General features: G+C 45.9%; 1 protein-coding gene. It reads left to right on the top strand.

What is annotated here, in order from left to right; translation table 11 throughout:
* Positions 1 to 12 precede the first annotated feature (12 nt).
* The gene (locus P3L57_RS09895; RefSeq protein ID WP_277617520.1) at positions 13 to 16098 is read left to right on the top strand and encodes a non-ribosomal peptide synthase/polyketide synthase; all 16086 of its coding nucleotides are present in this window, start codon (positions 13 to 15) and stop codon (positions 16096 to 16098) included.
* Positions 16099 to 16186 lie beyond the last annotated feature (88 nt).

Below are 16186 nucleotides of genomic sequence, written 5' to 3'. Positions count from 1 at the left end.
TGAGGTGCTCCAATGTCGGTTTTTAAAACTCAAGAAATGTACTGGGATAACTTATTTGATGAAGATGACGGCCTAAGCGCATTCCCTTACTTTAAAGCGGCGGACAACACGTCATTGTCCCGTACCGGCTATCAGGAAAAATGCATCTGCCGTTCCTTATCTCCGGAAGTATCTCAAAGAATAATGACAATGGCTAATCATTCTGACATGGCTGCCTATTTGATTTTATTGGCAGGTATTGAATGCTTGTTGTATAAATATACGGATCGAACGAGCCTGATTCTTGGCATTCCAACGATATCGAAGCAAAAAAGCAGCCAGTCAGCTGTTAACACCATTGTCCTCTTGAAAAACAGGCTTACAAGCCAGAGCACGTTTAAAACCGTATTCGAGCAATTAAAAGAAGCCGTTCATGATTCGCTGAAAAATCAAAACCTGCCGTTCCGAAAAATGGTTCAGCATCTAAATGTGCAATACAATGACGAGCGTATGCCGTTGATTCATACCGTCGTTTCGCTTAACGAAATTCATTCCTTGCAATTTAAAGAAGATGTTGCGACCGATACGCTGTTTCACTTCGATTTGGAGAACGATGGAATTCAATTGAAGCTTTTTTATAACGGCAATCTGTACGACGAGGGCTATATGGATCAAATTGCAGCCCATTTAGATCAGCTGCTTTCTATAATCTTGTTTCAGCCTCAGGCTGCGATCCATACGGCAGAGGTCGTACCCGAAACAGAAAAACAGAAACTATTGTTCGATTTTAATGACACCGGCGCAGATTACTCCGGGAGCAGAACCGTCTATCAATTATTTGAAGAACAAGCACAAAGAACGCCTGAGCATGCAGCCGTCAAGTTCAAAAACAGCCATCTGACCTACAGAGAATTGAATGAAAAGGCCAGCCGTTTGGCAAGAACATTGCGTAACTGCGGCGTTCAAGCTGATACGTTGGTCGCCATTCTGGCTGATCGTTCATTAGAAATGATCGTGTCTATTATTGCCATTTGGAAGGCGGGGGGCGCTTATGTGCCCCTGGACCCTGAATATCCAAAAGAGCGGCTTCAATATCTGCTTCATGATGCGAATGCAGACGTTCTCCTTGTTCAGCGTCATTTCAAAAACAGCCTCACCTTTGACGGACCAACAATCGATCTGAATGATGAATCATCTTACCATACGGACTGCTCATTGTTATCACCCGTAGCGGAACACAACCATTTAGCCTATGTCATTTATACCTCAGGCACAACAGGATTGCCGAAAGGGGTCATGGTTGAACACGGCGGCATTGTGAACTCGCTTCAGTGGAAGAAGGCGTTTTTCAAGCATTCTGCCAAGGATCGCGTGCTTGTCTTATATCCCTATGTTTTTGATGCATTCATTTTAAATTTCTTCAGCCCTCTTATATCAGGTGCAACCTTGCACCTTTTGCCAAATGAAGAGAACAAAGACCTTTTCGCCATTCAAAACACGATGAAACAAGAGAGAATTACACATTTTTCAACTTCTCCCCGTCTTCTGAAAACGATGATCGAACAAATGAACGCAGAGGACTTTATTCATGTTCAGCATGTTGTTGTAGGCGGCGAGCAGCTGGAAATAGATACAGTTGAGAAGCTATATTCTCTGCAGCCTCACATTCAAATCAATAATGAATACGGACCGACCGAAAATAGTGTGGTATCTACATTTCACCCTGTTCAGTCCGCAGATGAACAGATCACAATCGGCAAACCGGTGGCCAACCACCAAGCCTATATTTTAGGAGCGCACCTTCAAATCCAGCCGATCGGCGTACCGGGAGAACTGTATGTCGGAGGAGCGGGAGTGGCCCGCGGCTACCTCAATCAGCCTGTATTGACGGAAGAAAAGTTTGTTCAGCATGTGCATCTCCCTGGTCAAAAGATGTATAAAACGGGTGACCTTGCCAGGTGGCTGCCAGATGGAAGAATCGAATATTTAGGGCGAATCGATCATCAAGTGAAAATTCGCGGCTACCGTATCGAGATCGGCGAGGTAGAGGCCGCCATATTCAATCTTGAAAAAGTTCGTGAAGCTGCTGTCGTTGCGCGGGAAGACGAAGACGGAGCCAAGCAATTGTATGCCTATTATGTCGGTGAGCCTTCTTTGACCGCTGCGCAGTTCAGAGACGATTTGTCCCGTAAACTGCCGGATTATATGATTCCCTCCTATTTTATCCATTTGGAACACATACCGCTCACTTCCAATGGAAAAATTGATTTGAAAGCTTTGCCTGCTGCCGAAGAAAAAACACGGATGGATAACGAATACATAGCCCCGCGAAACCCAACAGAAGAACTACTGGCGTCTATCTGGCAAGAAGTATTAGGGGCTGAGCGTATAGGGATTCTCGATAATTTCTTTGATTTTGGAGGAGATTCGATTAAATCAATTCAGGTGTCTTCGAGATTATATCAAGCCGGATACAAGGTTGATATGAAGCATTTGTTTAAATACCCTGCGATTGCTGACCTAAGTCAATTTGTAGCGCCGGTTGGCAGGAAGGCTGATCAAGAGGAAGTGAACGGCCGGACAAATCTGACCCCGATTCAGCATTGGTTTTTTGAACAAAAAATGCCGAATGCACACCATTACAATCAGGCCGTCATGTTATATTCGGCGGAAGGCTTTAAAGAGGAGCCGCTTCGCCGGACGATGGAACGTGTCGCATCTCATCACGATGCCTTGAGAATGATTTTTGAAGAAACGCCGAATGGATACGCTCCGCGAATTACAGGGACAGATGAGAGTGAATTATACCATCTGGACGTGATGAATTATAAAGGGGAAACCGATCCGGCTCAAGCGATTGCCGATAAAGCGAATGAGATTCAAAGCAGCATGGTATTAGACCAGGGGCCTTTGATGAAGCTTGGTTTGTTCCAATGTCCGGACGGAGATCATTTGCTGATTGCGATTCATCACTTGGTGATTGATGGGGTATCCTGGCGCATTTTACTTGAGGATTTTGCAAGCGGTTATGAGCAGGCAGAGCACGGGCAAACAATCCAGCTCCCGCAAAAAACAGATTCATTTCCATTCTGGGCGGATCAATTGTCCAAGTATGCAGCGGAAACCGACATAGAACAGGAGATCGCTTATTGGGCTGACCTTACAAGCATAAAGCCGCAGTCATTGCCAAAGGACAACATAAGCGAAGGTTCGTTATTAAGAGACAGCGAAGAAGTAAAGATTCAATGGACAAAAGAGGAAACAGAGCAATTATTAAAACATGCGAATCGCGCCTATAACACGGAAATCAATGATCTGCTGCTGACTTCATTAGGACTCGCCGTTCACAGGTGGACTGGCATAGAAGACATTGTCGTGAATGTGGAAGGCCACGGGAGAGAGCCAATTATTCCGGATGCGGATATCTCCCGCACGATTGGATGGTTTACAAGCCAATACCCTGTCGTACTGAAGATGGAAGCCGGCAAAGACCTGTCGCAGCGAATTAAGAGCGTGAAAGAAGGGCTGCGCCGTATCCCTGATAAAGGGATGAATTACAGCATCGTCAAATATGTATCCGGGCGCCCGGAAGCCGTAAGCCTGCAGCTGAATCCGGAAATATCGTTTAATTACTTGGGACAATTTGACCAAGATCTGAAGCATCAAGCTTTCCGCATATCACCTTTTTCCACAGGGTTATCGATGAATGAAAACCAAGAGAGAACAGCCGTGCTAGATTTGAATGGCATGATTGCAGAAGGGAAATTATCGCTGACGCTGAGCTACAGCAACAAACAATACGAAAGATCGACTATGGCGAAATTTGCACGGAGTTTGAAAGAAAGTCTGCAGGAAGTCATTGCGCATTGCGTAAGCCGGCAGCAGACTACCCTGACGCCAAGTGACATCCTGTTAAAGGATATCACAATAGACGAACTGGAACAGCTTTTGGAGCAGACGAGTGAATTGGGCGAAACGGAAAACATTTATCCATTAACACCGATGCAGAAAGGTATGCTGTTTCACAGCTTGTTTGACCCGAGTTCTGGTGCTTATTTTCAGCAAACGATGTTTGATCTGCATGGAGACCTGAATATTGCTTCATTTTCGAAAAGCTTGGATGGCTTATCGAAAAAATATGATATTTTCCGCACGAATTTTTACAGAGGCTGGAAGGATCAGCCTCTGCAAATCATATTCAAAACGAAAAAAATCGGTTTTGAATTCATTGACTTACGCGAAATGAAGGAATCACATAAAGAAGAGATGATTCAGGAATATGTCAGAAAAGACAAGATGAGGGGTTTCGACTTAGAGAAAGACGCGTTAATGCGGCTACTCATTCTTCGCACGGATGAAAAGGCATACCGTTTTATATGGAGTTTTCACCACATTTTGATGGACGGCTGGTGCCTGCCGCTGATTACAAAAGAAATATTCGAGCATTACTTTGCCTTGCTTCAGCAAAAGCAGCCTGAGCAATCGGCAATTACTCCCTACAGTCAATACATTGAATGGCTCGGCCGTCAAGATGCGAAAGAGGCGATGGGTTATTGGGATCAGTACTTGGAGGGGTATGAGGAGCAAACCATCCTGCCTAAGGATCACCATGCGGCGGAAGAACGATATATTCCGGATAAAGTAACATGTAAAATAAGCTCTGATCTCACTTTGAAAATGAAACAGACGGCCGGCAGACGCCATGTCACGCTGAACACGCTGCTGCAGACGGCATGGGCGGTTCTGCTGCAGAAATATAACCGAAGCCGGGACGTTGTTTTTGGAAGTGTTGTTTCCGGAAGACCCGCTGGAATTCCAAACGTGGAAACCATGATCGGCTTGTTCATTAACACCATTCCCGTCCGGTTCCGATGTGAAGCCGGGACAACGTTTGCCGAGCTTATGAAAGAGGCGCAGGAAAGAGCTGTAGCGTCTCAACAATTTGAGACGCACCCGTTGTACGATATTCAAGCACGCACAACGCAAAAGCAAAATTTAATTACACATTTAATGATATTCGAAAATTATCCGGTTGATCAGTATATGGAAAGCATAGGCCGGCAAAACGGATCATCCATCACGATTTCCAACGTACAGATGGAAGAACAGACCAACTACGATTTCAATTTGACCGTTATACCGGGCGACGAGATGAACATCTCTTTTGAATACAATGCAACTGTGTATGATCGGGCAAGCATAGAGCGGGTTCGGGAACATTTCATGCAAATCCTGCAGCAAGTCGTGACAGATGCGGATATCCAGGTGGACCAAGTGGAATTGTTAACGGAAGGCGAAAAAAGAACCCTTCTTCATACTCTTAACGACACGGCTGCGCCATTTCCGCAGACACCGGTTTATCAATTATTTGAAAAACAATCGCAGCGTACGCCCGATCAAGCGGCCGTCATCGATAGAGACAGGCAGCTCACGTACGGAGAGCTTAATAAGCGGGCAAACCAACTGGCGCGAACGTTACGAGCGAAGGGGGCGCAGGCGGACCATCCTGTCGCTGTCATCAGCAGAAACAGGATCGAATCGGTTGTCGGGATTCTTGCCGTTTTAAAATCAGGCGGAGCCTACGTCCCTATAGATCCGGAATATCCGCAAGACCGTATCCGGTATATGCTGGATGACTCTCAAGCCGGCATCGTTTTGATGCAGCGAGATGTGAGGGAGCAGCTTGCCTATGAAGGCGACACGGTTTTACTGGATGATGAAAGCTCGTATCACCAAGATGATTCTGATCTTGCACCGATAAGTGAAGCAAGTCATTTGGCATATGTCATTTATACGTCAGGTTCCACAGGCCGGCCAAAAGGCGTATTAATCGAGCACCGAGGCTTGACCAATTATATTTGGTGGGCAAAAGAAGTTTATGTAAAAGGCGAGAAAACCAACTTCCCGTTGTACTCGTCAATCTCTTTTGATCTGACGGTGACGTCTATTTTCACACCGCTTGTCACAGGCAATACGATCATCGTCTATGACGGAGAGGACAAAACAGCACTGCTCGCATCGATTGTACAGGACCCGAGGGTGGATATCATTAAATTGACCCCTGCCCATTTGCAGGTTTTGAAAGAAATGAACATCGCCGATAAGACGGCTGTCCGAAGAATGATTGTGGGCGGGGAGAATCTAAGCACCCGGTTAGCCAAAAGTATTCATGAACAGTTCGAAGGCAAAATTGAAATATGCAATGAGTACGGACCGACGGAAACCGTTGTCGGCTGCATGATTCACCGTTACGATGCCGTGAAGGACAGGCGGGAATCGGTACCGATCGGAACGGCTGCAGCAAACATGAGCATTTATGTGCTGGATGAGAATATGAAACCTGCGCCGGTCGGTGTCCCAGGAGAAATCTATATCAGCGGCGCCGGTGTGGCAAGAGGATATTTGAACCGTCCGGAATTGACGGCAGAGAAATTTGTCGATGACCCGTTTGCAACCGGAGCCAAGATGTATAAGACCGGAGATTTGGCAAAGTGGCTGGCTGACGGAAACATTGAATATGCGGGCAGAATAGATGAACAAGTGAAAATCAGAGGCTATCGTATCGAATTAGGCGAGATCGAGGCGGCGCTGCTTCAAGAAGAAGCGATTAAAAAAGCGGTCGTTACAGCTAGAGAAGATGTCCACGGGTTTAAACAATTGTGTGCGTATTACGTGAGCGGCGGGCAAATAACGGGATCCCGGCTCCGGAAACATCTGTCTCATAGCCTGGCGAGTTATATGATTCCGGCTTATTTTATTGAGCTGGATGAAATGCCTTTAACCTCCAATGGGAAAATAAACAAAAAAGCGCTGCCTGCTCCGGATTTCGAGCTGCAGGACAGAGCAGAGTATAAGGCTCCCCGAACAAACGTGGAAGAAATATTAGTTTCCGCCTGGGAAGCTGTATTAGGCGCAGAGAACGTCAGTATTTTGGATAATTTCTTTGATCTTGGCGGAGATTCGATTAAATCAATCCAAGTGTCATCAAGATTAAATCAAAACGGATACAAAATGGAAATCAAAGACTTGTTCCAATATGCAACGATTGCCGAATTGACTCCGCATATCAAGCCGAATCTGCGTATAGCTGATCAGGGTGAAGTCAAAGGAAAAGTCAGCCTGACTCCTATTCAGCATTGGTTCTTTGATCACATAACGATAGATCCGCATTATTATAATCAAGCCGTCATGCTGTATGCACCGGAAGGGTTTCAGGAAACGCCGCTGCGCCAAACCTTGCAAAAGCTTGCAGAACACCATGATGCGCTCCGCATGACATTCCAGCAGACGGAGAATGGTTACGAGGCACAGAATGCAGAGATCGCGCAAAGCGGGCTATATCACCTAGAAGTTCTGAATCTAAAAGCAGAATCCGATCCGGGGCAGACAATTGAAGCCAAAGCAAATGAGATACAAGGCAGTATGCGTTTAAGTGACGGGCCGTTAATGAAAATCGGATTGTTTCAATGTGCAGAGGGAGATCACTTGCTGATTGCCATCCATCATTTAATTGTAGACGGGGTTTCATGGCGGATTTTATTGGAGGATATCGTTAGTGGTTACAGGCAAGCTGAGAACGGGCAAGTGATTCAACTGCCGCAAAAAACGGACTCTTTCCAATTATGGGCCAAGAGGCTTTCTGAATATGCGCAAAGTGAAACCATAAAACAAGAACAGGAATATTGGACAAAGATCGAACAAACCGATGTGAAACCGCTGCCTAAGGATTTTCATGAAACACATACGACTTCAAAAGACAGTGAAACGGAAACAGCGGAATGGACTAAAGAAGAAACCGAGCTGTTATTAAAACAAGCGAATCGCTCTTATAACACTGAAATAAACGATTTGCTTTTAACCTCCCTTGGTCTTTCCATATCACACTGGTCAGGACTTGAACAGATTCCGATTCATTTAGAAGGACACGGAAGAGAACAGATGAGTCAAGATATGGATGTCTCCCGTACGGTTGGATGGTTCACAAGTCTGTATCCGGTTGTTCTACACGCGCAGTCAGGCAAAGAAATCTCTGATTATATCAAGTTGACCAAAGAAGGACTGCGCCACATTCCGCATAAAGGGATCGGATATGGAATAGCAAGGTACTTAAGCGGCGCAATGCCATCAAAACTAAATCCGGAGATTTGTTTTAACTACCTGGGGCAGTTTGACCAAGATTTGCAGCAGCATGCGATTCAATTATCTCCTTACTCCTGCGGTTCAGACTCGAGCGGGAATCAAGAAAGACCATATGTCTTGAATATAAACGGAATGATAACCGAGGGACAACTGAGGTTTACGATCAGCTACAGCAGCAAACAGTACACAAAAGAAACGATTAAGCGGTTATCGGAAACGATTCAAAGCCGCCTGCGGACAATCATTACGCATTGCGTTCATAAAGAACAATCGGAACTGACGCCAAGCGATATTTTGTTAAAAGGCATGTCCATTGACGAATTGGACCAGCTCCTCATTCAACTGCCGCATGCAGGTGAGATTGAAAACGTGTATCCGCTCACTCCGATGCAGAAAGGAATGCTCTTCCACAGCTTACTGGATGAGGACTCACATTCTTATTTCGAACAAGCATCGTTCGATTTGCAGGGAGAGTTAAAGATTGATTGCTTTAAAGCGAGCTTGGAACGATTATTTGAAACATACGCCGTGTTCAGAACCCGTTTTTACAGCGGCTGGAACGATACTCCTTTACAAATTGTCTATAAAACGCAAAAACCGCAAATTCATTTTGCAGATTTGCGTGACATAGAGGAGCATCTGCGTGAGGATGCAATCGCAGCCTATGAAAGAGAAGACAAGGCAAAAGGATTTGACTTAGCTCGGGATTCGCTGATGCGCATAGCGATTATCCGTATGGAAGACAGCAAATATCATTTGATTTGGAGCTTTCATCATATTGTTATGGACGGCTGGTGCCTGTCTCTTATCACGAAGGAAGTGTTTGAGTATTATAACGCCTTGCAAGAAGGCAGGGAAATAGAACTGCCTTCTGCAGCTCATTACAGCGACTATATCGAGTGGCTTCATCTCCAAGACCAGGGAGCGGCCAAACGGTACTGGAGCGAGTATCTTGACGGTTATAAAGCTGAAACCAGGCTGCTTCATAAACGACCGAAGCATGAACAAAAAGCATATGCCTATGCCAATGTGACCTGCGAACTAGACCAAGAACAGACAAAGCAGTTGCAGCAGATCGCAAACCAGCATCAAGTGACATTAAATTCGTTGATCCAAACGTTGTGGGGAATTTTATTACAGAAATACAGCGGGTCGCAGGACGTTGTATTTGGCAGTGTCGTGTCGGGAAGGCCAGCGGAAATTCCCGGTGTGGAACAGATGATCGGCCTGTTCATCAATACCATTCCGGTTCGCATCCGCTGCGAGGAGGACAGCTCTTTTGCTGATACGATGCAAATGGTTCAACAAAACGCACTGGCTTCCCAAGCATACGATACCTATCCTTTATACGAAATTCAGGCCCAGACGGAACTGAAGCAAAACCTGATTGACCATATCATGATCTTTGAAAACTATCCGATAGGGCAGCAGGTTGAAGAGGCAAGCCGTTATGATACGGAACTGAACGTCATGAATTTTCATATGCAGGAACACTCCCATTATGATTTGAATGTGGTTGTCATTCCTGGCAGACAGCTGGCCGTTCATTTCGGTTTTAATGAAAATGAATATGAAAAATCACAAGTGGAGCAGATCTGCGGACATTTTGAACAGCTCATGCAGCAAGTATTGAAGCAGCCATCTGTCAAATTAGACGAATTGGAGCTTTTGACTCAACGAGAAAAAGAAGACCTGCTCAGCCATTTTCAGTCTGTCGGCAAGAAATATCAGCGCGAACAAACGATTCATGAGTGGTTCGAGGAACAAGCGCATCGTACGCCGGCCCATACGGCGGTTGTATTCGAGGGTAACCAATTAAGCTACGGGGAACTGAATCGGCGGGCCAATCAGCTTGCGCGAACCTTGCAGGCAAAGGGAGTACAGTCCGATCAGCTTGTCGGCATTATGACTGAACGATCGCTGGAGATGATTGTAGGCATCTTGGGAGTTTTAAAAGCGGGCGGTGCATATTTGCCGATAGATCCTGATTCTCCGCCTGAACGCATTCGCTATATTTTTAGTGATTCAGGCATCAGTGTATTGCTTTATCGCGGAAAGCTGCAGGATAATATCTGCTTCTCGGGAACATGTATCGATCTCATGGAGGAACATGCCTATCACGAAAAAGACAGCGGCCTTGCGCTCTCTTATCAGTCGAGTCAACTGGCCTATGCCATTTATACTTCCGGCACGACAGGCAAGCCTAAAGGCACGTTAATTGAACATCGCCAGGTCATTCACTTGATTGAAGGACTGAGCAGCCAAGTTTACTCTGCCTATGATGCGGAGCTAAATGTTGCCATGCTTGCGCCATATTATTTTGATGCTTCTGTTCAGCAGATGTATGCTTCCTTGCTGTTAGGTCATACCTTGTTTATTGTTCCCAAGGATGTCGTGTCAGACGGCGCAGCATTATGCCGTTACTATCGGCAGCATTGCATTGATATAACTGACGGAACACCTGCTCACTTAAAACTTTTAATAGCTGCAGGTGATTTGCAGGGAGTCCCGCTTCAGCATCTGTTAATCGGAGGAGAGGCGCTTTCCAAAACGACGGTAAATAAGTTCGTGCAAGTATTCGGCAAGCCTGGGGATGCGCCTGCGATCTCCAATGTATATGGGCCTACAGAAACTTGCGTAGACGCGTCCCTGTTCAACATAGAATTTTCTGCCGAGGCTTGGGCACGCAGTCAAATTCATGTTCCGATAGGCAAGCCGTTAGGCAGCAACCGCATGTACATTTTGGATTCGAAAAAACGGCTGCAGCCGGCTGGCGTTCAAGGCGAGCTGTATATTGCAGGGGACGGTGTCGGAAGGGGTTACTTGAACCTGCCGGAACTAACGGATGAAAAATTTTCTGCCGATCCGTTTGTCTCGACGGACCGAATGTATAGAACCGGTGATCTGGCCCGCCTTATGCCGGATGGAAATATTGAATTTATCGGCCGGATTGATCATCAGGTGAAAATTCACGGTTTTCGGATCGAACTCGGTGAAATCGAATCGGTAATGTTGAACATCCCCGATATTCAAGAAGCCGCCGCAATTGCCCTTAAAGATGCGGATGGAGATTATTTCCTATGCGGATACTATACTGCGGATAATCCAATACAGATCAGTGAACTTCGCGAAAGTATGGCACGGCATTTACCGGGATATATGATACCGGCTCATTTTGTGCAGCTGGATAAGATGCCGCTGACGCCAAACGGGAAGTTGAACCGTCAGTTATTACCGGCTCCGGTCAAAAATCGGGATAAAGGCATAGAATACGTGCTGCCGCAGACTCCTGCAGAAATCCAGCTGACGGCAATTTGGCAGGATGTTCTCGGGTTAGAGCAGGTCGGGATTCGAGATCACTTTTTTGATATCGGCGGCCACTCCCTGCGGGCAACCGCGCTTATTGCAAAAATACAAAAACAAATGCATGTCCAAATTCCTTTGCGGGACGTATTCCGTTTCCCAACCATTGAACAGCTCGCGCGGGAAATCATGACGATGGAGCAAACCGGGTATGCCGGGATTCCTGCAATTGAGAAAAGACCATATTATCCTGTATCTTCGGCGCAAAAACGATTGTACATTCTCAATCATCTGGAAGGCGGAGAACTCAGTTACAACATGCTGGGTCTGATGGCTGTCGAGGGCAAGCTTGATCGTGATAAGCTGCAGCAAGCCTTCCTCACAATGATTCAACGTCATGAATCTTTGCGCACCGGTTTTAAAATGGCCGGCGGAGAACCTGTTCAGTATGTCTTGGATCACGCAGAGTTTGAAGCAGAGTGGTATCAGGCAGAAGAAAATGATGCAGACCTTTATATCCGCCAATTTATTTGTCCATTTGATCTGGAGAAGCCGCCGCTGCTTCGTGTGGGACTGATTGAACTTCAACCTGACCGCGGAATTCTGCTGTTTGATATGCATCACATTATTTCTGACGGAACATCTTTGAGCGTATTGATTAAAGAATTTATTCGGATTTATGAAGGAGAGACATTACCGCCCCTGCGCATCCAGTACAAGGACTACGCAGTATGGCAGACCGGACAAGCGCGTTTAAAACAGATCCAAAACCAAGAAGCCTATTGGTTAGAGCTGTACAGCGGCGACGTTCCTGTCCTTCATATGCCTACCGATTATAAACGGCCGTCGGCACGGGATTTTGCGGGAGCCACGATGCATTTCACGCTTGATAAGCAAAAAAGCGAAGGGTTAAAGCAGCTCGCATCCCAAACAGAATCCACTTTATATATGGTGCTCCTTGCGTCTTATACCTTATTGCTTTCAAAATACAGCGGACAGGAAGACATTATTGTCGGCAGCCCAATAGCGGGGAGACCGCATGCGGATTTGGAACCCATTATCGGAATGTTTGTAAATACACTGGCGATGAGAAATCACCCTGAAAAAGGGAAGACATTCACTCAGTATCTGGCCGAGGTGAAGGAGAATGCTTTGAAAGCTTACGAGCATCAAGATTACCCTTTTGAAGCGCTGGTTGATCAACTGGATATTGCCAGAGATTTGAGCCGCAATCCGCTGTTTGACACCATGTTTGTGCTTCAAAACACGGAGCAGGAACAGTTAGAGATAAATGACGTAACTTTCAAACCATACCCAAGTGAACATACGATGGCTAAATTTGATTTAACCTTAACGGCTGTGGAAGAAGAGTCGGGTATTCATTTCACGATGGAATACTTGACGGCTCTGTTTAAACCGGAAACGATCGAACGTATGATGGGACATTTTGTGCAGCTGATTGATTCGGTTATCAAACAGCCTGAGGCCGAGCTGGCTCATTTGGATATGATGACCCAAGAAGAGAACAGTGAAATCCAGAAACTCTTTAACGATACTGCAACTGCAGAAAAACGTAATCCGGCAGCGATTCATCAACTTTTTGAGCAGCAGGCTGCGCTTAACCCGGATCATGAAGCCGTCATATTTGGAAATCAAACTCTGACTTATCGTCAGCTGAATGAACGTTCCAATCAGCTGGCGCGCATCCTACAAGATAAGGGTGTTGGCACAGATCAGGTGGTTGCCGTTCTCACGGATCGCTCAGCAAATATGATCATCGGCATTTTAGCCATATTAAAGGCGGGCGGAGCATTTCTTCCTATCGATCCGGAACTTCCTGATGAACGGCGGGCTTTTTTGATAAAAGACAGCGGCGCCAGTGTGCTTTTGACTAGTGCAGGTCACGTAATTCCGCCGCTCTTTAAAGGGGAAGTGCTTCTGCTTGATGATCCGTTACTATATCAAGGCGGGACAGACAATCTTAATCTTTCCTATTCGGAAAATGATTTAATGTACGTCATTTACACGTCAGGCACAACAGGGAAACCAAAAGGAGTTCAGCTAGAGCATAAAACGATGACGAATCTGCTCGCTTATGAGCAGGGGCATACGCGGCTGCGCTTTGACAGAGTGCTGCAATTTGCCGCAATGAGCTTTGATGTCTGCTATCAAGAAATGTTTTCGGCGCTTTCAAGCGGAGGAACACTCTGTATCATCAGCAATGAGGCGAAACGGGAAATACGTCAGCTCAATGAATTTGTCAAAATGCATAGGATACAAACAGCATTTCTTCCGACCGCTTTCCTTAAGCTCCTTGCCTCGGAGAAACACCATTTCGAACCGTTTGCCGAGTGCGTGGATCACATCATCGCTGCGGGAGAACAGCTCATCGTAACAAGTATGCTGCGTGACATGCTGGCACGCCACCATGTCACATTGCATAATCATTACGGCCCATCGGAGACCCATGTCGTGACCATGTATACCGTTGATCCGGAAACAGAACAGGAGCTTCAGCCAATCGGCAAACCGATTTCAAATACGGAGATTTTCATTTTGAATGAAGCAGGAACGCTTCAGCCTGTCGGAATTGTCGGTGAACTTTGTATTTCAGGGGTCAGCTTAGCACGTGGTTATCATAACAGAGAGCTTTTGACGCTCGAAACATTTGTTCCGCATCCATATGATCCGAATCAACGGATGTATAAAACCGGTGATCTGGCCCGTTACCTTCCTGACGGGAACATTGAATATGCTGGTAGGATGGACCATCAAGTCAAAATTCGCGGTTACCGGATTGAACTCGGTGAGCCGGAAGCCGCTCTTCTAGAGCATGTCCAAGAAGCAGTTGTTCTGGCCAGAGAAAATGAAGACGGGCAAAGCGATTTGTATGCCTACTTTACAGCGGAGCAATCACTCTCGATCAGTCAGCTAAAAGAAAACCTTGCTGAACAAATACCGGGATATATGATCCCTTCATACTTCATCCAACTGGAGAAACTGCCGTTAACCTCCAATGGAAAAGTAAATCGAAGAGCGTTACCGATGCCTGAAGCAGGTTTGCAAACCGGGATCGACTACGTTGCTCCGCGGACGAGTATGGAAAAGCAGCTGATAGGCATCTGGCGTGACATTTTGAAGATAAAAGAAATAGGAGTGAAAGATAACTTTTTCGATTTGGGCGGCCACTCGTTACGGGGGATGACGCTCATCGCCAAAATTCATCAGCAATTCAGCAAAAACATTTCATTAAGAGAAGTATTCCAATGTCCGACAGTTGAAGAAATGGCACAGGCTATTGCAAAAGCGAAAGACATCAGGCCAGATTACATTCCGGCTGCCAAAGAAAAAGATGTCTATGCTGTATCCTCCGTGCAGAAAATGGTTTACCTGTCGACACAAATTGAAGGAGGCGAACTCAGCTATAATATGCCGGGAGTCCTCACATTAGAGGGAAAAATCGACATAGATCGCTTACAAACCGTATTTCAAAAACTGATTTATCGTCATGAATCACTGCGTACCGGTTTTGAAATGATCCGCGGAGAACCAGTGCAGGTGATCAAACCGCAAGTGGAGTTTTCTATGGAAAGGTACAAGGCGGCACCTGACGAGGTTGAAGAACTTTTCCGCGCCTTCGTGCGGCCATTCGATCTCAGCCAGGCTCCATTACTTCGGGCCGGACTCATTGAGTTAGAACAAGACAGGCATGTTTTCATGTTTGACATGCACCACATCATTACGGACGGCGCGTCCATGAATATTTTCGTCGAAGAACTGATTCAATTGTATGACGGCAAAGATTTAGCTCCGCTCCGTATTCAGTACAAAGACTTTACTGAATGGAAACATCAAAAAGAACAGAGAGAACGAATCAAGAGGCAGGAAGAGTATTGGCTGGGTGTATTTCATGAAGAGCTGCCGTCATTCGAGCTGCCGAAAGATATTGCGAGACCGCCGGTTAGAAGTTTCGATGGGAAGCGGCATAATTTTGTGCTCGATAAGACTGTCATCCAAGGTGTAAAACAGCTGGAAGACTTGACCGGCTCGACCGCTTATATGATTTTGTTCTCGGCCTATTCCATACTGCTGGCTAAATACAGCGGACAGGATGATATCGTCATCGGCACACCTATTGCGGGAAGAATGCATGAAGATTTGCAACATCTCATCGGCATGTTTGTCAATACATTAGCCATCCGTACCGCTCCGATGGCGGAAAAGACATTTATGGATTATATAACGGAAACGAAAGAAACAATGCTGAAGGCTTATGAAAATCAAGAGTATCCTTTTGAAGAACTAGTAGAAAAACTGGGTGTGAAACGGGACTTAAGCCGAAATCCATTGTTCGATACGATGTTTGTCCTGCAAAATACGGAACAAACGGATATTGAAGTGGACTCTCTCGCGGTCAAGTCTTATGAACAAACGAATACAACAGCTAAATTTGATTTACAGCTGAACTTTGTAATGGACCAAGATGAGATACAAGGCAGCTTTGACTACTGCACGAAGCTATTTAAAAAGAAAACCATTGCTGTAATGGCCAAGGATTACGTCATGATCCTCTCGGCGATTTTACGAAACCCATCCATTCCTTTAAAAGAAATTCAATTAAGCGAAAAAGTAAACAAAAGGAAACACCTCGCAAGCACAATCGAATTGGATTTCTAATCATGGCCGGCAGCGGCTGTCCCGGCACAAATGCCGCGGATGCCGCCAGCCGCCTTCAAAACAGGAATGAAACCAACTGGAGGGATAT

It is taken from the genome of Bacillus sp. B28 (genome assembly GCF_029536185.1).
GTDB lineage: Bacteria > Bacillota > Bacilli > Bacillales > Bacillaceae > Bacillus > Bacillus halotolerans.
This window is presented reverse-complemented; position numbering and strand designations above follow the sequence as displayed.